Source organism: Pseudomonas sp. Au-Pse12, from assembly GCF_021341665.1.
Lineage (GTDB): Bacteria > Pseudomonadota > Gammaproteobacteria > Pseudomonadales > Pseudomonadaceae > Aquipseudomonas.
In genome coordinates this window covers 1-19,397 of record NZ_JAJTTH010000006.1, presented here as the reverse complement: position 1 = coordinate 19,397, position 19,397 = coordinate 1, and the positions used below count along the sequence as shown (strand labels likewise).

The window sequence follows — 19,397 nt, the reverse complement described above, 5'->3', positions numbered from 1 at the left end:
CGCGGTGTTGTCGGAGGCGGCTAGCCGGCGAGAGGTTTCAGGCGAAGTAGTTCGCCAGCCCGCGATAGCAGGTCGCCAGGTGATAAGGCGTGGTCGACGGCATGTCCCGCCGGCTGACCGCGCCGCTGGCATCCAGGCATTCATGCCAGCCGCCGGCGTGCAGGAAGTGCTCTTGCAACGCCTGCAACTGGCGTTGCAGGGCGGCCTGGCCGTCCGCGCGCAGGGTCAGCGCGCGCAGGTATTCGGCCTGGGCCCAGATGCGCTGGGTGGCGTCCTTGACGCTGGCCTGGGGCTGCAGTTCGAGCATGGCGCAGACGGCGCCGCTTTTTGGGTCGACGCCACGCTGTTCGGTGAAGGCGAAAGCCCGCTCCAGCGATTGGTGCAGGGCGCTGCCACGCAGCAGGGGGGACGAGGCGAGCAGGAAGTACCACTCGAACTGGTGCCCGGGCTCGAACCAGTTATCCACAGCTCCCAGCGGTTTCTCCATCATCACCCCGTGCTGCGGCTCGATGAAGTGCTGCTGCATGGCCTGGCACAGGGTCAGCAGCGCGGCTTGCACGGCCTGGTCCTCACGGACCGCCAGGGTGGCGAGGAAGGCTTCGGCCAGGTGCATCAACGGATTCTGCAGCGGGCCGCAGCCCAGCAGCGACCAGTCCTGGTCGAGGCTGGCTTCGTAGAGGCCGTCACCGCGGGCAAAGCGCCGGGCCACCACTTCCAGGGCGGCATTGAGCACCGATTCCACCAGCGGTTCGCGGACCTTGGCCCAGTAGTGGGCGCAGGCAAAGAGGATAAACGCGTGGGTGTAGAGGTCCTTGCGCCGGTCCAGCGGTGCGCCCTGGGGGTCGATGCTGTAGAACCAGCCACCGTGCTCGGCGTCGTGGAAATGCCGCTGCAAGGAGCGGAACAGCGCGGCGGCGCGCTCCTCGGCAAAGGGCGCGGCGGCATCGCCGATCAGTTGCGAAAACACATACAGCTGACGGGCGCAGGCCATGGCCCGATAGCGCTGTGGTGGCAACGGCCGATGCTCGGCGTCCAGCGCCTCGTAGGGCAGTGCCAGCTGCGGATTCCAGCCCGGGCCCTGCCACAGGGGCACGATCACCTCATGGAAATGCTGCTGTACGGCGTTGAATCGGGCGCTCGATTCAGGGCAGGAGGCGGAGCGGGATACATCGGGCATTGGCTGGCGTCGTCACGGCAGGTTTGAGTGCGCGACATGTTACCAGAGAAGCCCCGCAAGGCGGCTTGCCCGCCAATGATCCCAGCAGGAGCTGGCTGGCCAGCGAACGCGGCCCGCAAGACCGCCTTCGCCGGCCAGCCGGCTTCTGCAGAGGCGGGCAGGGCTCAGCCTGCCAGCAACCACACGCCTGTGGCGGCCGACGCCGCACCGGCCACGCGTACCAGCGGCGCGGCCGCCTGGGGCAAGACCCGCACTACGGCATAACCGGCGGCATGCAGGGCCGCGGTGGCCGCGACAAAGCCGGCGGCGTAGGTCCAGGGGCTGGACATGTCCGGCAGCTCCAGGCCATGGGCCACGCCATGGAACAGGGCAAACAGCGCGGTGGCGGCCAGCGCCAGGCTCAGCGGCGGACGCACGGCCAGGGCCACGGCCAGGCCCAAGGCCAGTACCGAGGCGGCAATCCCGCTTTCCAGGGCCGGCAGGTTCAGCCCCTCGAAGCCCAGCACGCCACCGAGCAGCATGGTGCCGACGAAGGTGCAGGGCAGCGCCCAGCGCGCCGCGCCTTGCTGCTGCGCCGCCCACAGGCCGACGGCGAGCATGGCCAGCAGATGGTCGAGGCCGCCGATGGGGTGGCTGATACCGGCCAGCAGGCCGTTGTCGCCATGGCCCGGGTGGGCGAAGGCCAGGGCCGGGGTCAGCAGCAGGGCCAGGGCCCCGAGAATGCGCTTGAAGGTCATGGGTGGCTTCCTTGTTGAGCGGGTGGGAATAGGGGGTCAGGCCGCCGTCAGCAGGCCCTGGCGTTCGATGAAGGCGATGATGTCTTGCAAGCCCTGGCCGGTCTTCTGGTTGCTGAAGACGAACGGTTTGCCGCCGCGCATGCGCTGGGTGTCGCTGTTCATCATTTCCAGAGAGGCGCCCACCAGCGGCGCCAGGTCGATCTTGTTGATCACCAGCAGGTCGGATTTGCAGATGCCCGGGCCGCCCTTGCGCGGCAGCTTGTCGCCGGCGGAAACGTCGATCACGTAGATGGTCAGGTCCGACAGTTCGGGGCTGAAGGTGGCCGAGAGGTTGTCGCCGCCGGACTCCACCAGGATCAGGTCGAGCCCGGGAAAGCGCCGGTTCAGCTGGTCCACCGCCTCCAGGTTGATCGAGGCGTCTTCGCGGATCGCGGTGTGCGGGCAGCCGCCGGTTTCCACGCCGATGATCCGTTCTGGCGCCAGGGCTTGGTTGCGCACCAGAAAGTCGGCATCCTCGCGGGTGTAGATATCGTTGGTCACTACCGCCAGGTTGTAGCGTTCGCGCAGGGCCAGGCACAGGGCCAGGGTCAGGGCGGTTTTGCCGGAGCCCACCGGGCCGCCGATGCCGACGCGCAGAGGTTGTGAGTTCATGTGATTCTCCAAAGTAAGAGGCCCTAGGAACGGAACAGGCGGCTGTACTGGCGCTCGTGGGCCATGCTCGCCAGGGACAGGCCGAAAGCGGCGCTGCCATGATGGTTGGGGTCAAGGTTCGCGGCGTGGTGCTGGGCCTGCTGCAACAAAGGCAGCAGCTCGCTGGTCAGGCGTTGGGCGGCCTGCTGGCCCAGGGGCAGGGTCTTCATCAGCACCGCCAGCTGGTTTTCCAGCCAGCTCCAGAGCCAGGCGGCCAGGGCGTCATCGGGGCTGATCCCCCAGGCGCGGGCGGCCAGGGCCCAGCCCAGGGCCAGGTGCGGTTCTTCCTGGTCGGCCAGCAGCGCCCGGGCGCCAGTGTCGAGTTCCGGCAGGCCTTCCAGCAGTTGCTTGAGGGAATAGCCCATCTGCCGGCTTTCCTGGTACAGCTCGCGGGTTTCGCGGCTGGCCCGGTGCGCCTCGCACAGTTGTTGCAGCCGGGGCCAGTCCTGATCGGCCGCGGCCTGACAGTGGGCCAGCAACAGTGGCGCTTCGAAGCGCGCCAGGTTCAGCAGCAGTTGGTCGCCGATCCAGCGGCGGGCGCTGTCCGGGTCATGCACGCGCAGCTGTTCCACGGCCATCTCCAGGCCCTGGGAATAGCTGTAGCCGCCAATCGGCAACTGCGGGCTGGCCAGGCGCAACAGGGCCCAGGCCGGGTTCATGGGCGGACGCCGAACTGATGCAGGCGCGGCGGGTAGTTGAAGTCTTCATCGCCGTGGCGCGAATGATGGTGGCCGCCGCCATAGGCGCCGTGCTCGGGCTGGAACGGCGCTTCGATGGTGTCGGTGCTGGCGCCCAGCTGTTCGAGCATGGCCTTGAGCACGTAGTCGTCGAGCAGGCGCAGCCAGCCGTCGCCCACTTGCAGGGCCACGTGGCGGTTGCCCAGGTGATAGGCGGCGCGGGTCAGTTCGAAGGCATTGCGGCAGGTGACGTGCAGCAGGGTTTCCGGGCGGGCGCAGACCTTGACGATGCGCCCGTCCTCGGCTTCAAGAAACTCGCCGTCGTGCAGCGGCGGCTGGCCACGCTCCAGAAACAGGCCGACGTCTTCGCCCTCGGCACTGAAACAGCGCAGGCGGCTTTTGCTGCGGGCCTCGTAAGTCAGGTGCAGCTCGGCGGACCAGGTGGCGTGGGGGGCGGTTCTGCGGTGGATCACCAGCATCGGAAAGCTTCCAGCTATGAGCGATGCACAAGCCAGAGCAAGGGCCTTGCCAATCACTCGGAGGAGAGGAAAAACCCTTTCTCGATGTGGAGCTGCGCCTGAAAAAGGGGCAAAACCTTGTTTTATATTGTTACAAATTGATGCGCTGAGCTGATTTATAGCACTGAGTTGGTGCGTGTGAAATATTTTTGCTGCAATCCGGTGCCGGGCCGACAGGCAGGCGCAAAGGCGCAGCCCAGAGCGGGGCACGCAGGGTGAAGGGGGGGTGGGAAAGCCGGTTTACTCGGTGCTGCCCAGGCCTTGCCAGTGTTTCAGGCCGATGAAGATGAAGCGCAGTTGCTGGGTGATTTTCGCCTGCGGCGTGAGGTGCTCGGGCAGTGCCTGAGCCGGAGGGTCGATGATGTCCGGCAGGGTGGCGAACACGCTCTTGACGATCAGGTCGGCCATGACGCTGAGGTCGGCAGCGTCCAGGTGCTGCAGTTTGGGCATCAGGGTCAGGTCGGCGGCGAGGTCCGCGCTGATGTTCTCGCGCAAGGTGGCGATGGCTTGGCGCACCGGCAGCGAGCCGCCGTATTGCTCGCGGGCCAGGAACAGGAACTGCGCGCGCTTGGCTTCCACCACGTCGAGGAAGATGCGCACCGAGGCGTCGATGATGCCGCCCATGACGAATTCGTTGTGACGCACCAGGCGGATGGTTTCGCGAAAGGTCTGGCCGACTTCGCTGACCAGTTCCAGGCCCAGCTGGTCCATGTCGCTGAAGTGCCGGTAGAAACCGGTGGGCACGATACCGGCGGCTTTCGCCACTTCGCGCAGGCTCAGGCTGCCAAACCCACGGCCACACGCCATCAAATGCCGGGCGGCATCCATCAGGGCGTTGCGGGTCTGTTGCTTCTGTTCGGCGCGGGGCAGCATCGGCGGGGTGTTCTTTGCTCAATGGGAGCGGCGCACTCTAGCAAATCAACTTTGCCGGAGTCGAACTGGCGTCAGGCACAGGCGAGAGGTGGCGCGAGGACAATGCAGTGGCCATAAAAGTCAAAGCCCGATCCAGGGATCGGGCTTTTTTCCTGGGCCTTCATGACCTCAGCTCGCAGCTTGATGGCGTTCGGCCAAGCGATCGGCACCGCCTTCGGCAACGTTCTGGCCTTGAGGCGTGCGGCTGTAGCCATCTTCCACCAGGCCTTTCTCTTCCAGGCGATCACGGCCGCCTTCAGCGACGTTTTGGCCTTGAGGAGTGCGATCGTAGCCATCTTCAGCGACGTTTTGGCCTTGTGGAGTACGGTCGTAACCATCTTCGGCAACGTTCTGGCCCTGAGGGGTGCGATCATAGCCGTCTTCGGCGACGCTCTGGCCTTGTGGCGTACGGTCATAACCGTCGGCAGCGACTTTGTTGCGTTCGATCAGACGGTCCGAACCGCCTTCAGCCAGGGTCTGGGTGAACACGCTGTGGCTGGCCTTGACCTGTGGGGTGGCTTGTTCTGCAGCTGGCAGGGCGAAGGCGTTGGCGGCCAGAACAGACAAGGTCAGGCTCAGTAAAAGGTGGCGTTTCATGATGGGTTGCTCCTTGGTAGGGCGATAAATTGGGTACGGAGCTAATGTTACCGCCGTAAAATCGATATAAAAGTTCATAACCACAATGGTAATAATCAACGAAATTGATTGTTTGCTTGCGAGGCTCTAGCCCGGGCCTTTGCGCCGATGGCTTTTGCACCGTGGTGGGTAGTTTCGACTCACTCATGCTTCGCGCAAGGGCGGATCGAGGTAACACCCTGCTGTCTGATCGATCAGGAAAACGGGTTTTTTCGTCCGAACGGGCGCCCGGATTAAACCTGTGCGGGCTTTATCAGTCGTAGTTTTCATGGCCGGGGATTTTCCCACCGGCATTCCACCGATGCGTCGTGATTTGGCGCTCAGCTGTCTTCAGGAGCCTCGTGCAATGACGCGCACTCGTAAAACTCTCGCCTGGTCCGTTACCGGCCTGATCCTGCTACTGGCGGTGCTGGTTCTGGTGCTCGCCTTCTTCGATTGGAACCGGATCAAGCCCATGCTCAATGCCAAGGTCGCCGAGGAGTTGCACCGGCCTTTCGCGGTCAATGGCGACTTGTCGGTGGCCTGGCAGCGCGAACCCGACGAGGGCGGCTGGCGGGCCTGGGTGTTCTGGCCCCACGTGGTGGCGCAGGACCTGACCCTGGGCAACCCGGACTGGTCCAAGGCAGCACAGATGGTCAGCCTGAAACGGGTCGAGCTGCGCATTTCGCCCTTGGCCCTGCTGGCGCAGCGGGTAAGCATTCCACGCATCGACCTCACCGAACCGGACGTTGCGTTGCAGCGCCTGGCCGACGGTCGCGCCAACTGGACCTTCAAGTTCGATCCCAAGGACCCCGACGCCGAACCTTCCAGTTGGACGGTGGACATCGGCGCCATCGGCTTCGACAAGGGCCGCGTGAGCCTGGACGACCGGAGCCTGAAGACCCAACTGGACCTGCAGGTGGAATTGCTCGGCAAACCGATCCCGTTCAGCGACATCGTCGGCGAAAGCGAAGCGAAGAAAGTCGCCGACAAGGGCGCCCAAGCCCAGGCCTATGCCTTTGCCCTCCAGGTCAAGGGCCAGTACCACGGGCAGAAGCTCGCCGGCAGCGGCAAGATCGGCGGCCTACTGGCGCTGCAGGATTCCAGCAAGCCATTCCCGCTGCAGGCCCAGGCGCAGATCGGCGATACCAAGGTGGAACTGCGCGGCAGCCTGACCGACCCGCTGAACCTCGGCGCCCTGGACCTGCGGCTGAAGCTGGCGGGCGCCAGCCTGGGCAACCTCTACCCGCTGACCGGGGTGACCCTGCCGGATTCGCCGCCCTATGCCACCGACGGCCACCTGACCGCCAAGCTGCATGACCCGGCGGGTGCGACCTTCAGCTACGAGGATTTCAACGGCAAGATCGGCGACAGCGACATCCACGGCAACCTGACCTACGTGGCCAGCCAGCCACGGCCCAAGCTCAGTGGCGCATTGGTCTCCAACCAGCTGTTGATGAGCGACCTGGCGCCACTGATCGGCGCCGATTCCAACGCCAAGCAGAAGGCCCGCGGCGGCGAGAGCAAGCAACCGGCGGACAAGGTGCTGCCGGTGGAAGAGTTTCGCACCGAACGCTGGCGCGACATGGACGCTGACGTTGAGTTCACCGGCAAGCGCATCGTCCACAGTGCCGAGTTGCCGTTCACCGACCTGTACACCCACCTGGTGCTCAACGACGGCCAGCTCAGCCTGGAACCGCTGCGCTTCGGCGTGGCCGGCGGCAAGCTTGACGCCCAGGTCCGCCTCGACGGTCATGCCACGCCGCTGGAAGGCCGGGCCAGGCTGACGGCGCGCAATTTCAAGCTCAAGCAGCTGTTCCCCACCTTCGAACCGATGAAGACCAGCTTCGGCGAGCTCAACGGCGATGCCGACATCGCCGGCCGCGGCAACTCGGTGGCGGCCCTGCTGGGCACTGCCAACGGTGATCTGAAGATGCTGATCAACGACGGGGCCATCAGCCGCAGCCTGATGGAAATCGCCGGGCTCAATGTCGGCAACTACGTGGTGGGCAAGATGTTTGGCGACAAGGAAGTGAAGATCAATTGCGCCGCTGCCGATTTCGGGATCAAGAGCGGCCTGGTGACCTCGCGGCTGTTTGTCTTCGACACCGAGAACGCCATCATCTACGTCGATGGCACCGCCAACATGGCCACCGAGCAACTGGACCTGACCGTCACTCCGCAATCCAAGGGGCTGCGCCTGTTTTCCCTGCGCTCGCCGCTTTATGTACAGGGCAAGTTCATCCAGCCCAGTGCCGGGGTCAAGGCCGTGCCGCTGGTGCTGCGTGGTGCCGGGATGGTGGCGCTGGGGGTGATCGCCGGGCCGGCGGCCGGCTTGCTGGCGCTGGTGGCACCCAGTGGCGATGAGCCCAACCAGTGCGCGCCGTTGTTGCAGCAGATGCGCGCGGGCAAGGCCCCGGTGACGGTGAAACCGAGCCGGTAAGAGGGGCCGGGGGTTGGCGGGCGAGCCCGCTCCGACGCAAGGCTGGGGCGGGCTGAGAGGCGGGCGTTACAGGTCGTTGAGAATGTCCGCCATGTCGTCGGCATGCTCTTCTTCCTGGGCCAGGATCTCTTCGAACAGGCGGCGGGTGGTGGGGTCTTTGTCACCGATGTACTGGATGATCTCGCGGTAGCTGTCGACGGCGATACGCTCCGCGACGAGGTCCTCGTAGACCATTTCCTTCAAGGTATTGCCGGCCACGTACTGGGCGTGGGAGTGCTTGGACAGCAGGTCGGGGTTGAACTCCGGCTCGCCACCGAGCTGGACGATGCGCTCGGCCAGTTTGTCGGCGTGCGCGGCTTCCTGGGTGGCGTGCTCGAGGAACTCGTCGGCGGCGACGCTGGCCTTGAGCCCGTTGGCCATGAAGTAGTGGCGCTTGTAGCGCAGCACGCACACCAGTTCGGTGGCCAACGACTGGTTGAGCAGGCGCAGTATCTCCGTGCGATCGGCGTTGTAGCCCTCGGTCACGGCACCGTTTTCGACGTGCTGGCGGGCCCGTTCGCGCAGGGTGTTCACATCAGACAAATGCATGTCGCTCATCTCGATCTCCTGAAGGCTAATCCGATTTGCGCCAGGCTCTGTTGGCCTGATCGCTACCTTGGGTGTGAGTTGCGGGCGCGGCAAAAAGTTTTATCGGATGTGCCCGGCGGTCAACGGCGCGCCAGCGGCGGATGCCCGGCCAGCAGCGACTCCTGCTGCAGCCATTGGAGAAAGGCGCGCACCGGCGGATGGCGCTCGCGGCCTGGTACGCACAGCGCGCTGTAGCCGGCGCCGTCCACCTGGACGTCGGGCCGGTAGGGTTGCAGCAGGCCGCTGGCCACGCTCTGCGACACCAGGATGTCGCTGGCCAGGACCAGGCCCTGGCCGGCAATCGCCGCTTGCAGGGCGTACTGCTCTTCGTCGTAGGAGCGGATCAGCGGCTGCTGCTCGAACCAGTTTTCCCCGGCCTGGGCGCACCAGGCCTGCCAGCCGTCGGCGTAGAGCCGCGAGTTGCGCCAGTGCACGCTGATCAGGGTCGGCGGCTGCTGGCGCGCCAGGGCCACTTGCTGCGGCGCGCCGTAGACCGCGAAACGCTCGTCGAACAGGCACAGGCCGTGCAGGTTCAGGTAGCCCTCCTGGCTGTAGCGGATCGCCACGTCGATGCTGGCGTCCTGTTGCAGGTCGACCACCTCGCATTGGGTGTCCAGGCGCAGGTTGATGCCGGGGTGCCGGGCATAGAAGCGCCCCAGCCGCGGCACCAGCCACAAGGCGGCGAAGGCCGCGGTGGTGGAGACGGTGAGCTGGGCGTTGCTTGGCGTTGGGCGCAGGGTGTCGACGCTCTGGGTCACTTCCAGCAGGGCGCCATGCAGGCTGTGGAACAAGCGCTGGCCGGGCTCGGTCAAGCGCACCTGGCGCGGCAGGCGTTCGAACAGCGCCACCCCCAGCCAGTGTTCCAGGCTGCGGATCTGGTGCGACACCGCGGTGGGGGTCACCGACAGGTCCTCGGCGGCGGCCTTGAAGCTCAGCAGGCGCGCGGCGGACTCGAAGGTGCGCAGGGCGGTGAGGGGCAGGTGGGCAAACATTGAGGGCTCCATGGCTGAGATGAATTCATCTGAGAGCAGTTCTGTTCATTTGTTGAAGCAGGGCGGTGATTTTAGCTTTAGCGCGGAAAGGCCTTGGTTTCAAGGCCGTATTGAGCAACCCGCACGAGGCAGATGAGATGAGTACAGTTCTTGCGATCCACGGTAGCCCACGGGGCGAACGCTCCCACAGCCGGCGCCTGGCCGAGGTTTTCCTCCAGGCCTGGCAAGCGGCCAACCCCCAGGGGATGCTCACACGCCGGGAAGTCGGGCGGGGTTCTTTGCCCCATGTCAGCGAAGCCTTTATCGCCGCTGCGTTTTATCCACAGCCCGAGGCGCGGCCGCTGTCGATGCAGGCCGACCTGGCCCTGAGCGATGAGCTGGTGGCCGAGTTGCTCGGCCACCAGCGCCTGGTGATTGCCGCGCCGATGCACAACTTCAGCGTGCCCAGCGGGATCAAGGCCTGGGTCGATCACATCGTGCGCCTGGGGCTGACGTTCAACACCCTGCAGGACAACGGTGTGGCCCAGTACCAGCCACTGGTGCAAGGCAAGAAGGTGTTGATCGTCACCAGCCGCGGCGGCGCCGGGTTTGGCCCAGGGGGCGAGCATGAGGCAATGAACCATGCGGACCGCTGGTTGCGCACGGCGCTGGGGTTTATCGGCATCGACGATGTCACGGTGGTTGCCGCGGAGGGCGAGGAGTCGGAGGCCTAGGGTTTCCAGCGTTCCTGCGGCGAGGCGCAGCAGCGTTTGCTGGCTCTGGCGTCGACCTTCTGAGGAGCCCGCGTCATGGCCTGGATGTTCCTGCTGCTGGCGGCGGCCTTCGAGGTCACCTTCGCCATGGGCATGAAGTACGCCGAGGGCTTTACCCGGCCATGGCCGTCGCTACTGACGGTGGTCGCGGCGCTGGGCGGCGTCTACTTCCTGACCCTGGCCATGCGCGAGTTGCCGGTGAGCGTGGCCTACCCGATCTGGACCGCCATCGGTTCCCTGGGCACGGTGTTGCTGGGTTGTCTGTTGCTGGGGGAAAGCCTGACGGCGGTCAAGCTGGTGTCGGTGGGGCTGATCGTGGCGGGAGTGATCGGGCTCAAGTAGCCGGGCGCGGCAAGGGCTGTCATCAGCTTGTCGCCAAAGCGTCATGGGGGCTGACGATGGCCTTGGTTATGGTCTAGCTTTCAGCCAGCCCACAGCCTTCGCACAAGGATGTCGCCGCATGTCCCAAGAGCTTGCCACGCGTTACCCCCTGGTGCTGGTGCCCGGCATGCTCGGTTTTATCCGCCTGCTGCTTTATCCCTACTGGTACGGGATCATCCCGGCCTTGCGCCGGGGGGGCGCGCGGGTGATCGCGGTGCAGGTGTCGCCACTCAATTCCAGCGAGGTGCGCGGGGAGCAGTTGCTGACGCAGATCCAGCGGATCATGGCCGAGACCGGCGCCGCCCGGGTCAACCTGATCGGCCACAGCCAGGGCGCGCTGACGGCGCGCTACGCGGCGGCCAAGCGTCCGGACTGGGTGGCTTCGGTGACCTCGGTGGCGGGGCCCAACCACGGCTCCGAACTGGCGGACTACCTGGCCCGGCATTCACCGGCCCACAGCTTCAAGGGGCGCATTCTGAGTGCGCTATTGCGGGGTGTCGCGGCCTTGATGGCGCTGCTGGAAACCGGCTATCGCGGGCCGAAACTGCCGGTGGATATTCACGCCTCGCACCAGTCGCTGACCACCGAGGGCGTGGCCCTGTTCAACCGTCAATACCCTCAGGGGTTACCGACAACCTGGGGTGGCCAGGGACCGGAACAGGTCGGCGGCGTGCGCTACTACTCCTGGTCCGGCACCTTGCAGCCGGGCAAGACCAATCGCGGGCGCAATCTGTTCGACGGCACCAGCCGCAGCTGCCGCCTGTTCGCCCGGGCCTTCGTCCGCGAGGCCGGCCAGTGCGATGGCATGGTCGGGCGCTACAGCTCGCACCTGGGGCAGGTGATTGGCGACGATTACCCGCTGGACCATTTCGATATCGTCAACCAGTCGCTGGGGCTGGTGGGCAAGGGCGCGGAACCGATCCGCCTGTTCGTCGAACATGCCCAGCGCCTCAAGGCCGCCGACCTCTGAGCTTCACCTTGGCCCCGTAGGCACCGGCTTGCCGGCGAACGGCCGCAGCACCGTGGTCCAGCGCTCCGAAAGAACCACCCCGGCCAACGTCAGCACACCACCCACCAGATGGAACCAGGCCAGTTGCTCATGCAGCACCACGGCGGCAATCAGCGCCGTGATCAATGGCAAGAGGTTGAAGAACAGCGTGGTGCGGCTTGGCCCCAGGTGCACCACCGCCTGCATCCAGGCCAGGGGCGCGAGCATCGAGGCCAGCAGGCAGGCGTAAAGCACCAGGGGAATGTTCTGCAGGGTCGGCCCGACTTTGGGCGAGGCCAGGAACAGCGGTAGCAATACCACCACCGCCACCAGCACCTGCAGGTACAGCAGCACCAGCGGTGGCAGGCGCAGCTGCCATTTTTTCAGCAAGGTGCTGTAGATCGCATAGGCCAGGGTGGCCACCAGCATCATTGCGTCCCCCAGGTTGACCCCGTGCTGCAGCAGTGCGGCCAGGCTGCCGGAGGACACCACCAGCAGCACCCCGGCAAACGACAGCACCGCGCCCACCAGGGCCCCGGCGGTCAGGCGCTGGCCCAGGGCGGCGATGGCCATGGCCAGGGACATCAGCGGCATCAGCGAAAGGATGATGCCCATGTTGGTGGCCGAGGTCAGGCTGGCGGCGAAGTAAGCCAGGCTCTGATACACCGCCATGCCCAGGATGCCGAGAATGGCGATGCGCCACAGGTTGGGACGGATCACCGGCCAGTGGCTGAGCACCGGCTTGAGCATGAAGGGGGTGAACAGCAGGCCGGCCAGCAACCAGCGATAGAAGCCGATCTCCGCGGGGAAGATCGCGCCCACGGCGAGTTTGTTGATCACGGTATTGCCAGCCCAGATAAAGATGGCCAGCAGTGGATAAGCGTATTGCATGGAGACAACCACAGAGTTGATGAGGGCTGATTATCCCCTTGTCCGAATCAATGCCTATACTGCGAACCAGACAACCCGCCCCGACATCCGGACAGCATGAGCAAAAAACACATCGATCTTCTGGATTTCCACGGGCTGCCCGCGCCGGTGTATTTCCGTTATGCCGACTTCGCCGCCCACAGCCATGCCCTGGAGCACCGTCATCCCTGGGGCTGCCTGGAGTATTCGGCGCACGGCGTGATGCACATGGAAATCGACGGCCAGCGCTTCATGTCGCCACCGCAATACGCGGTCTGGGTGCCGCCGCAGACGCCCCACAGTTTCTACACCTCGCAGCCGATCAATTACCGCGCCGTGCTGCTGGCCCCGGAGCTGTGCGCGCAGTTGCCCGCTCAGGGCAGCACCCTGGCCATCAGCGAGATCCTCAAGGCAATCCTCAAGGACTTCGCCGCCCGTGACGTGCAGATCCCCGAGGGCGAGGCCGACCAGCGCCTGGCTCAGGTACTGCTGGATCAGTTGCGCCAGGCGCCGGTGCATACCTGCTACCTGCCTTACGCCAGCAGCCCCGATCTGCTGCGGGTGCTCCAGGTGTTGCAGGCCGAGCCGGGCAACAACCAGCCTCTTGCCCACTGGGCGCGGCAGGCCCATGTCAGCGAACGGACCCTGGCCCGGCAGTTCGTTCGCGAGCTGGGCATGAGCTTTGGCGAATGGCGCCAGCGCCAGCGTTTCCTGGCCTCCATCGAGGCCCTGGACAGCCCGCGCAGCATCCAGGAAATCGCCTTCGACATGGGCTACAGCAGCGCCTCGGCGTTTATCGCGATGTTCCAGCGCCAGGCCGGCAGTACGCCCGAGCAGTACCGCCGGGCCGGCCTGCAGAACAGATGAAGGTGTAACAGGCTTTGTCTACACTGCGCAGGAGGCCGTGCCCGTCGGCGCGGTGACCAGGAGAACACTCCATGAAGATGTTGCGTATTCCGTTGTTGATGGTGGGCCTGCTGCTGTGCTCCCAGGGGTTTGCCGCCACTGCCCAACAGAACAAGATGACCAACTGTAACGCCGAAGCCACCGCCAAGAGCCTCAAGGGCGACGAGCGCAAGGCCTTCATGAGCACCTGCCTCAAGGCCGCCCCGGCTGCCGCCGCCACCCCTTCCACGCCTCAGGAAAGAATGAAGACCTGCAACGCCGACGCCACCGCCAAGGCCCTCAAGGGCGATGCGCGCAAGGCGTTCATGAGTGATTGCCTGAAGAAGAAATAAGTCCAATCGATACCGTCATTGCGCCTCCCCGTCTTGCCTTGGGGAGGCTCATCTCCCGCGCGCCTCGTTGCACATGGCTGTTTTTTTTCAGCCATATTCCGTCATTGTGTTTATGATCCTTTGCGCTTCATCGCAAGCGAGGGGGCGGATGTTCGACGCCTTAATGGAGGCGCAGCGCTTGGAGCTGGCCAGCAATTGCATAGGGAAGTGACGGTGAAAAAAGTTCTGTGGGTTCTGCTGTGTTGTGTTCTTGCCGGGTGTGCTTCTGCTCCTCGTCAAAAAAGCCAGGATGAGGTCCTCTCTGACGTGGTGTCAGCTGTGCAGCACAGCCGCGATGGTTCGTTGCAATCCCAGGAAGGCCCGCCACTGGTCTTCACTCGGATCAACAGTCATGGAGTGCTTCCGGATCGCCTGGCGATTGTGGCGGGAGGCGGAATGGAACGGTTCAACATGCGCGATATGTTTCGCACAGCCTCGGCAGAGCAGTATGGAACGTTCGTGATATTCGGCGCCAACCCGGCATTGGACAAGGCGATTGTCGGCGGTGCGCTGAGTGATCAGCAGTTTCCTCGGGTCTGGGTGTTCTTTGTCGGCGAGCCGGCGCAGGAGCAGGAAATGCGGGGCCTCGTCGAAGCCGCGGGGAGCCAATATTCATTTATCAGCAAATATCAGCAATGAGCCTGATGAGGCTGGCCATGAGCATGCGCCGCGCTATCGAGCGCGCACTGGTAGGCGGACTTCTGGTGATCATCAGCGGCTGCATGTCGCCGCCCCTGGTCTACGAAAATGATCGCTTGGACAGCCGCATGCTGTGCACCGAAGGCGCGAAGCGGATCACCCTGATGCAGCGCTATTCCTTCGATTTGCCCGGGCCGTATCGGCATGCGCAATGCGGCACCATTACCAGTGGCTTTACCTACGAGAAGGGCCGCGATGCTTTGTCTGTCGGCACCTCCGGGTCTTTCTCCTACGGCGACATTCAGGTGACGGCATCTGCGCTCTATATGCGGGTCAACAGCTTTCTCGATGGCCGGGCGGACGGCTTGCCCTATCCGCCGCAGGCGTTTCTGGACGATCTCCTGGCTCGTCAGGCCCTGCCGTCCTATAGCGGCGTCAAGCCCAGCAGCATCGACTGGGTGAGCATGCGGGGGCACCAATGCCTACGCATCTATGAGCGTTGGGAGGGCGTCGCGGTCGGGATCTTCGAGGATGAGGTCAAGTACTGGTGCTGGGAACAGGAGAGCGGCCTGCAACAACCCTTCTATGTGCATGCCGGCCAGCGCCTGCCCCTTGGGAGCAAGGGCTACGATCTGGATCAGGTGTTCATCGTGCCGTTCTTTCAGAGCCTGAAGATCAATCCGCTGCCGGCGCCGGTGCTGGCCAAGGCCCGGGCTGATATCCAGGGGTTCTGTGCCCATATCAAGTCGCGCTACGACCAGAAGCTGCCCTGGGGGAGTGACTACCCCGACAAGCGACTGATCCGGACACACTTGCACTACTGCGGCTACGACGTCCCGCTGCCCGACCTTTCAGCCCCGGTGCCTCAGGCCAAAACCGACTGAACCTTCGCCGGTCACAACGCTCCAGTACCCTGTAAGCCCATGCCCTTGGGGCGCCTGCCACTATTCCTCGGGGGTGAAGGCTGGCAGACTGCCGGTCTTTTCCCGCTGTTTGTCTTGAGGCTATATGCCAGCGTTTTCACAGCGTCATCTGTTGTTCATCAGTTGGATCATCATTTTCGGTGGCCTGTTGCTGGCCTTGCCCCTGCGTCTGTTGCCCAGCTTGCTGGCAGGGCTGTTGGTGTTCGAGCTGGTCAACATGCTCACCCCGCAATTGCAGCGGCTGATCGAGGGCCGGCGCGCGCGCTGGCTGGCGGTGGCGCTGCTGGGCACGCTGGTGGTCAGTCTGCTGACCCTGTTGTTCGCCGGGGCCATCAGTTTCTTGCTGCATGAAGCAGAGAATCCCGGCGCCTCGCTGGGCAAGTTCATGGTGGTGGTGGACAAGGCCCGGGGCCAGTTGCCGCCGTTCCTCGACGCCTACCTGCCGGCCAGCGCCGCGGAGTTCCAGGCCGCCATCGGCGCCTGGGCCAGCAAGCACCTGAGCGAGTTGCAGCTGGTGGGCAAGGACGCGGCGCACATGTTCGTGACCCTGTTGATCGGCATGGTCCTGGGGGCGATCATCGCCCTGCAGCGCATCCCCGACCTGACCAAGCGCAAGCCTCTGGCGGCGGCGTTGTTCGATCGCCTGCACCTGCTGGTCCAGGCGTTTCGCAACATCGTCTTCGCGCAGATCAAGATCTCCCTGCTCAACACCTTCTTCACCGGGATCTTCCTGGCGCTGGTCCTGCCGCTGTTCGGGGTCAAGCTGCCGCTGACCAAGACCCTGATCGTGCTGACTTTCCTGCTGGGCCTGTTGCCGGTGATCGGCAACCTGATCTCCAACACCCTGATCACCATCGTCGGGCTGTCGCTGTCGATCTGGGTGGCGGTAGCGGCGCTGGGCTACCTGATCTTTATCCACAAGCTGGAATACTTCCTCAACGCGCGGATCGTCGGCGGGCAGATCAGTGCCAAGTCCTGGGAACTGCTCCTGGCGATGCTGGTGTTCGAGGCCGCCTTCGGCCTGCCCGGGGTGGTGGCGGGGCCGATCTACTACGCGTACCTGAAGAGCGAGTTGAAGCTGGCGGGCTTGGTCTAGGACGGCAGCTGCAAGCGGCAAGCTTCAAGCGACAAGCCAGGGCCGGGCGCCGTCCTGCCTTTACTTGTAGCTTGCCGCTGCCTTTATCCGTAGCGCTTCTTGGCCTCGATGGCCAGGCCGCTGCCGATGCTGCCGAAGATATTGCCTTCCACGTGACGGGCGTTGGGCAGCATGGCCGCCACGCTCTGGCGCAGCGCCGGAATGCCGCTGGAGCCGCCGGTGAAGAACACCGTGTCGACCTGGGCCACACCGACATTGGCGTCGCTCAGCAACTGGGTGACGCTGGTGCGGATGCGTTCCAGCAAACCGTCGATGGAGGATTCGAACAGGGCCCGGCTCAGGTCGACGCTGAGGTCGCGCTCGATGCGGTCCAGGGCCACCAGGCGGCTTTCGGCGTGGGTCAGCTGGATCTTGGTCTCTTCCACTTCCATGGCCAGCCAGTGCCCGGCGCGCTGTTCGATCAGCTTGAACAGACGGTCGATGCCGCCGGTGTCTTCAATGTCGTAGCGCATGCTGCCCAGGGCCAGCTGGGATTTTTGCGAGTACACCGAGTTGATGGTGTGCCAGGTCGCCAGGTTCATGTGGTGGCTGGTGGGCATGTAGGCGCCGCTCTTCATCCGGCTGCCGTAGCCGAACAGCGGCATTACGCCCTGCAGGCTCAGTTGCTTGTCGAAGTCGGTGCCGCCGACGTGCACGCCGCCGGTGGCGAGGATGTCGTCGTGGCGGTTATCGACGCCACGGCGCTCGGGGGACAGGCGCACCAGGGAGAAGTCGGAAGTACCGCCGCCGATGTCGACGATCAGCACCAGCTCTTCGCGCTCGATGCTGGACTCGTAGTCGAAGGCCGCGGCGATCGGTTCGTACTGGAAGGACACTTCCTTGAAGCCGATCTTGCGCGCCACTTCCACCAGGGTGTCTTCGGCTTCCTGGTCGGCGGCGGCGTCGTCATCGACGAAGAACACCGGGCGCCCGAGTACCACTTCTTCGAACTCGCGGCCGGCGGTGGCTTCGGCGCGGCTTTTCAGTTGGCCGATGAACAGCCCCAACAGGTCCTTGAAGGGCATTGCGGTGCCCAGCACGCTGGTGTCGTGCTTGATCAGCTTGGAGCCCAGCAGGCTTTTCAGCGAGCGCATCAGCCGGCCTTCGTAGCCTTCCAGGTACTCGTGCAGCGCCAGGCGGCCGTACACCGGACGGCGTTCCTCGATATTGAAGAACACCACCGAAGGCAGGGTGATCTTGTCGTCCTCCAGGGCGATCAGCGTCTCCTCGCCGGGGCGCAGCCAGCCGACGGTGGAGTTGGAGGTACCGAAGTCAATGCCGCAGGCACGGGCCGGGGTGGCGTTGTTCATGTCTTTGGGTCCGGTGAAAAAAACGGCCGCGCAGCGTACGCCAGTCCTCGCGCGTTGCAAAGGCCGACTATCTGCTAAATCACCACCTGTTGTGCCTTGAAAGACTATCCTTGACCCCCAAACTTGCAGGCATGGGCCGAGCAGCCACTCGGGATCACAAGATCCGTCCGCGGCTGCCGATAAACTTCTGATGCGCCGTTCAGTCAGAGGATTGAGATTGATCAATTCTCATGCTGCCAGACCGAGCATGCTGTGCTGCACGCCGCGCGACTTTGATAACGGATGGTGATTCCCTCGATGGACTTCAAAGACTATTACAAGATTCTCGGCGTGGAGCCGACAGCGGACGACAAGGCGATCAAGGCCGCCTATCGCAAGCTGGCGCGCAAATACCACCCCGACGTCAGTAAGGAAAAGGATGCCGAGGCCAAGTTCAAGGATGCCTCGGAAGCCTATGAAGCGCTGAAAAGCGCCGACAAGCGCGCCGAGTACGACGACCTGCGCAAGTACGGCCAGCATGGCCAACCGTTCCAGGGGCCGCCGGGCTGGCAGAGCCGTGGCGGCTTTGGCGGCGGCGACGGTGGTGGCGATTTCTCGGACTTCTTCAGTTCGATCTTTGGTAACCGGGGGCCAGGATTCGGCGGCCCGGAGCAGCGCCGCAGCAGCGGTCGTCGTGGACAGGATGTGGAAATGGAACTGCCGATCTTTCTTGAGGAAACCCTGTCGGCCGAGTCGAAGAAGATCAGCTTCCAGGTGCCGCAGTACAACGCCGCCGGCCAGCACGTCAGCAACACCAGCAAGAGCCTGAACGTGAAGATTCCGGCCGGGGTCACCGACGGCGAGCGCATCCGCCTCAAGGGCCAGGGCGCGCCGGGCGTGGGCGGCGGAGCCAATGGCGACCTGTACCTGACCATTCGCTTCGCGCCGCACCCGAAATTCGATGTCGAAGGCGAGAACCTGATCATCACCCTGCCGCTGGCCCCTTGGGAGCTGGCGCTGGGCACCGAGGTCGCGGTACCGACCCTGACCGGCAAGATCAACCTCAAGGTTCCGGCCGGCAGCCAGAATGGCCAGCGCATGCGCGCCAAGGGCCACGGCCTGCTGAACAAGGCCGGCCAGCGCGGCTACCTGTTCGTCCAGCTCAAGGCGGTGATGCCCAAGCACACCGGCGACGACGTCAAGGCCTTGTGGCAGGAGCTGGCGAAGAAGGCGGCGTTCGATCCCCGGGAACATTTCTGATTCGACACTAGGAGGCGCTGATCATGAGCACCCTGATCGTTCAGCTGGACATGGAAGAATTCTGTGAAGTGGCCGATTTGTCGGCGGCCTACGTGATCGAAATCGTCGAGCACGGCATTCTCGAACCTCAGGGGACGGCGCCCCAGGACTGGCGTTTCAACGATGTTGAACTGTCCCTGGCCAAGCGCGCGGCGAAGCTGCGCCGCGATCTGGACCTGGAGTGGGAAGGCGTCGCCCTGGCCCTGGACCTGCTGGACGAAGTGCGGCAACTGCGCGCCGAGAACCAGATGCTCAAGCAGCGCCTGGGCCGCCTGCTGGTGGACTGATGACCTGTAGCCGCTGCCGAGCGCCAGCGAGGCTGCGACCGTAAAAACAGGCAACTGCGGGGTGTCAGGAAAAAGCAGGTTGCGAGGACTGCGTCCTCGTTCGCAGCTTCGCTGGCGCTCAGCAGCGGCT

Annotated in this window: 21 protein-coding genes and 1 pseudogene; 11 read left to right on the top strand and 11 right to left on the bottom strand. The window is 64.4% G+C overall.

What is annotated here, in order from left to right; all coding sequences use genetic code 11:
* Positions 1 to 37: 37 nt before the first annotated feature.
* The 7 genes from LXM55_RS17755 to LXM55_RS17725 form a co-directional block, all read right to left on the bottom strand.
* The gene (locus LXM55_RS17755; protein ID WP_233321543.1) at positions 38 to 1,177 is read right to left on the bottom strand and encodes an AGE family epimerase/isomerase; all 1,140 of its coding nucleotides are present in this window, start codon (positions 1,175 to 1,177) and stop codon (positions 38 to 40) included.
* 164 nt (positions 1,178 to 1,341) lie between these two features.
* Positions 1,342 to 1,914: a HupE/UreJ family protein gene (locus tag LXM55_RS17750; RefSeq protein WP_233321542.1), complete on the bottom strand. Its 573-nt coding sequence runs from the start codon at positions 1,912 to 1,914 to the stop codon at positions 1,342 to 1,344.
* 36 nt (positions 1,915 to 1,950) lie between these two features.
* The gene (ureG, locus tag LXM55_RS17745; protein ID WP_233321541.1) at positions 1,951 to 2,565 is read right to left on the bottom strand and encodes an urease accessory protein UreG; all 615 of its coding nucleotides are present in this window, start codon (positions 2,563 to 2,565) and stop codon (positions 1,951 to 1,953) included.
* 23 nt (positions 2,566 to 2,588) lie between these two features.
* Entirely contained in the window at positions 2,589 to 3,263 is a 675-nt protein-coding gene (locus LXM55_RS17740; RefSeq protein WP_233321540.1) for an urease accessory protein UreF, read from the bottom strand.
* A complete protein-coding gene (gene ureE, locus LXM55_RS17735) occupies positions 3,260 to 3,760 on the bottom strand; it encodes an urease accessory protein UreE (protein WP_233321539.1) in 501 nt (166 codons plus the stop codon). Before ureE ends, LXM55_RS17740 begins: the two co-directional genes overlap by 4 nt.
* 279 nt (positions 3,761 to 4,039) lie before the next feature.
* The gene (locus LXM55_RS17730; protein WP_233321538.1) at positions 4,040 to 4,672 is read right to left on the bottom strand and encodes a TetR family transcriptional regulator; all 633 of its coding nucleotides are present in this window, start codon (positions 4,670 to 4,672) and stop codon (positions 4,040 to 4,042) included.
* Between the two features lie 168 nt (positions 4,673 to 4,840).
* Positions 4,841 to 5,308, bottom strand: coding sequence for a hypothetical protein (locus LXM55_RS17725; RefSeq protein WP_233321537.1), 468 nt, complete (start codon positions 5,306 to 5,308; stop codon positions 4,841 to 4,843).
* Between the two features lie 385 nt (positions 5,309 to 5,693).
* On the opposite strand from LXM55_RS17725, the gene LXM55_RS17720 reads away from it, so the two are divergent.
* Positions 5,694 to 7,769, top strand: coding sequence for an AsmA family protein (locus LXM55_RS17720; protein WP_233321536.1), 2,076 nt, complete (start codon positions 5,694 to 5,696; stop codon positions 7,767 to 7,769).
* A gap of 66 nt (positions 7,770 to 7,835) precedes the next feature.
* Here the strand turns inward: LXM55_RS17720 and LXM55_RS17715 are convergent, their stop codons facing one another.
* Positions 7,836 to 8,366 (bottom strand): ferritin-like domain-containing protein, encoded by a 531-nt coding sequence (locus tag LXM55_RS17715; RefSeq protein ID WP_233321535.1) that lies wholly within the window; start codon positions 8,364 to 8,366, stop codon positions 7,836 to 7,838.
* A gap of 110 nt (positions 8,367 to 8,476) precedes the next feature.
* On the bottom strand, positions 8,477 to 9,400 hold the full coding sequence (locus tag LXM55_RS17710) for a LysR substrate-binding domain-containing protein (RefSeq protein ID WP_233321534.1): 924 nt from the start codon (positions 9,398 to 9,400) through the stop codon (positions 8,477 to 8,479).
* 125 nt (positions 9,401 to 9,525) lie between these two features.
* Here LXM55_RS17710 and LXM55_RS17705 point away from each other — a divergent pair.
* The 3 genes and pseudogenes from LXM55_RS17705 to LXM55_RS17695 all read left to right on the top strand — a co-directional run bounded on the left by LXM55_RS17705 (position 9,526) and on the right by LXM55_RS17695 (position 11,491).
* Positions 9,526 to 10,164: pseudogene (locus LXM55_RS17705) on the top strand (FMN-dependent NADH-azoreductase).
* A gap of 12 nt (positions 10,165 to 10,176) precedes the next feature.
* Positions 10,177 to 10,482, top strand: a complete 306-nt coding sequence (locus LXM55_RS17700; RefSeq protein ID WP_233321533.1) for a DMT family transporter — start codon at positions 10,177 to 10,179, stop codon at positions 10,480 to 10,482.
* 118 nt (positions 10,483 to 10,600) lie between these two features.
* Positions 10,601 to 11,491, top strand: a complete 891-nt coding sequence (locus tag LXM55_RS17695; RefSeq protein WP_233321532.1) for an esterase/lipase family protein — start codon at positions 10,601 to 10,603, stop codon at positions 11,489 to 11,491.
* A 3-nt stretch (positions 11,492 to 11,494) separates the two neighbouring features.
* On the opposite strand, the gene LXM55_RS17690 is transcribed toward LXM55_RS17695, so the two are convergent.
* Positions 11,495 to 12,400, bottom strand: coding sequence for a DMT family transporter (locus LXM55_RS17690; RefSeq protein WP_233321531.1), 906 nt, complete (start codon positions 12,398 to 12,400; stop codon positions 11,495 to 11,497).
* Between the two features lie 96 nt (positions 12,401 to 12,496).
* Between LXM55_RS17690 and LXM55_RS17685 the strand changes: the two genes are divergently transcribed.
* The 5 genes from LXM55_RS17685 to LXM55_RS17665 all read left to right on the top strand — a co-directional run bounded on the left by LXM55_RS17685 (position 12,497) and on the right by LXM55_RS17665 (position 16,353).
* A complete protein-coding gene (locus LXM55_RS17685) occupies positions 12,497 to 13,285 on the top strand; it encodes an AraC family transcriptional regulator (protein ID WP_233321530.1) in 789 nt (262 codons plus the stop codon).
* A 71-nt stretch (positions 13,286 to 13,356) separates the two neighbouring features.
* Positions 13,357 to 13,656, top strand: coding sequence for a PsiF family protein (locus LXM55_RS17680; protein WP_233321529.1), 300 nt, complete (start codon positions 13,357 to 13,359; stop codon positions 13,654 to 13,656).
* A gap of 213 nt (positions 13,657 to 13,869) precedes the next feature.
* On the top strand, positions 13,870 to 14,334 hold the full coding sequence (locus LXM55_RS17675) for a hypothetical protein (RefSeq protein WP_233321528.1): 465 nt from the start codon (positions 13,870 to 13,872) through the stop codon (positions 14,332 to 14,334).
* The gene (locus tag LXM55_RS17670) at positions 14,331 to 15,218 is read left to right on the top strand and encodes a hypothetical protein (RefSeq protein WP_233321527.1); all 888 of its coding nucleotides are present in this window, start codon (positions 14,331 to 14,333) and stop codon (positions 15,216 to 15,218) included. Before LXM55_RS17675 ends, LXM55_RS17670 begins: the two co-directional genes overlap by 4 nt.
* A gap of 124 nt (positions 15,219 to 15,342) precedes the next feature.
* On the top strand, positions 15,343 to 16,353 hold the full coding sequence (locus LXM55_RS17665) for an AI-2E family transporter (RefSeq protein WP_233321526.1): 1,011 nt from the start codon (positions 15,343 to 15,345) through the stop codon (positions 16,351 to 16,353).
* Positions 16,354 to 16,436: 83 nt separating this feature from the next.
* On the opposite strand, the gene LXM55_RS17660 is transcribed toward LXM55_RS17665, so the two are convergent.
* Entirely contained in the window at positions 16,437 to 17,702 is a 1,266-nt protein-coding gene (locus tag LXM55_RS17660) for an Hsp70 family protein (protein WP_233321525.1), read from the bottom strand.
* Between the two features lie 297 nt (positions 17,703 to 17,999).
* On the opposite strand from LXM55_RS17660, the gene LXM55_RS17655 reads away from it, so the two are divergent.
* Together LXM55_RS17655 and LXM55_RS17650 are read left to right on the top strand one after the other, a co-directional pair.
* Positions 18,000 to 18,941, top strand: a complete 942-nt coding sequence (locus LXM55_RS17655; RefSeq protein ID WP_233321524.1) for a DnaJ C-terminal domain-containing protein — start codon at positions 18,000 to 18,002, stop codon at positions 18,939 to 18,941.
* A gap of 23 nt (positions 18,942 to 18,964) precedes the next feature.
* On the top strand, positions 18,965 to 19,267 hold the full coding sequence (locus LXM55_RS17650) for a chaperone modulator CbpM (protein ID WP_047301406.1): 303 nt from the start codon (positions 18,965 to 18,967) through the stop codon (positions 19,265 to 19,267).
* The last annotated feature ends 130 nt before the right edge of the window (positions 19,268 to 19,397 follow it).

Bases quoted from the DNA above. Each gene is read 5' to 3' on its own strand.
- LXM55_RS17755 (WP_233321543.1), bottom strand. From the start codon at position 1,177: ATGCCCGATGTATCCCGCTCCGCCTCCTGCCCTGAATCGAGCGCCCGA.
- LXM55_RS17750 (WP_233321542.1), bottom strand. From the start codon at position 1,914: ATGACCTTCAAGCGCATTCTCGGGGCCCTGGCCCTGCTGCTGACCCCG.
- ureG (WP_233321541.1), bottom strand. From the start codon at position 2,565: ATGAACTCACAACCTCTGCGCGTCGGCATCGGCGGCCCGGTGGGCTCC.
- LXM55_RS17740 (WP_233321540.1), bottom strand. From the start codon at position 3,263: ATGAACCCGGCCTGGGCCCTGTTGCGCCTGGCCAGCCCGCAGTTGCCG.
- ureE (WP_233321539.1), bottom strand. From the start codon at position 3,760: ATGCTGGTGATCCACCGCAGAACCGCCCCCCACGCCACCTGGTCCGCC.
- LXM55_RS17730 (WP_233321538.1), bottom strand. From the start codon at position 4,672: ATGCTGCCCCGCGCCGAACAGAAGCAACAGACCCGCAACGCCCTGATG.
- LXM55_RS17725 (WP_233321537.1), bottom strand. From the start codon at position 5,308: ATGAAACGCCACCTTTTACTGAGCCTGACCTTGTCTGTTCTGGCCGCC.
- LXM55_RS17720 (WP_233321536.1), top strand. From the start codon at position 5,694: ATGACGCGCACTCGTAAAACTCTCGCCTGGTCCGTTACCGGCCTGATC.
- LXM55_RS17715 (WP_233321535.1), bottom strand. From the start codon at position 8,366: ATGAGCGACATGCATTTGTCTGATGTGAACACCCTGCGCGAACGGGCC.
- LXM55_RS17710 (WP_233321534.1), bottom strand. From the start codon at position 9,400: ATGGAGCCCTCAATGTTTGCCCACCTGCCCCTCACCGCCCTGCGCACC.
- LXM55_RS17700 (WP_233321533.1), top strand. From the start codon at position 10,177: ATGGCCTGGATGTTCCTGCTGCTGGCGGCGGCCTTCGAGGTCACCTTC.
- LXM55_RS17695 (WP_233321532.1), top strand. From the start codon at position 10,601: ATGTCCCAAGAGCTTGCCACGCGTTACCCCCTGGTGCTGGTGCCCGGC.
- LXM55_RS17690 (WP_233321531.1), bottom strand. From the start codon at position 12,400: ATGCAATACGCTTATCCACTGCTGGCCATCTTTATCTGGGCTGGCAAT.
- LXM55_RS17685 (WP_233321530.1), top strand. From the start codon at position 12,497: ATGAGCAAAAAACACATCGATCTTCTGGATTTCCACGGGCTGCCCGCG.
- LXM55_RS17680 (WP_233321529.1), top strand. From the start codon at position 13,357: ATGAAGATGTTGCGTATTCCGTTGTTGATGGTGGGCCTGCTGCTGTGC.
- LXM55_RS17670 (WP_233321527.1), top strand. From the start codon at position 14,331: ATGAGCCTGATGAGGCTGGCCATGAGCATGCGCCGCGCTATCGAGCGC.
- LXM55_RS17665 (WP_233321526.1), top strand. From the start codon at position 15,343: ATGCCAGCGTTTTCACAGCGTCATCTGTTGTTCATCAGTTGGATCATC.
- LXM55_RS17660 (WP_233321525.1), bottom strand. From the start codon at position 17,702: ATGAACAACGCCACCCCGGCCCGTGCCTGCGGCATTGACTTCGGTACC.
- LXM55_RS17655 (WP_233321524.1), top strand. From the start codon at position 18,000: ATGGACTTCAAAGACTATTACAAGATTCTCGGCGTGGAGCCGACAGCG.
- LXM55_RS17650 (WP_047301406.1), top strand. From the start codon at position 18,965: ATGAGCACCCTGATCGTTCAGCTGGACATGGAAGAATTCTGTGAAGTG.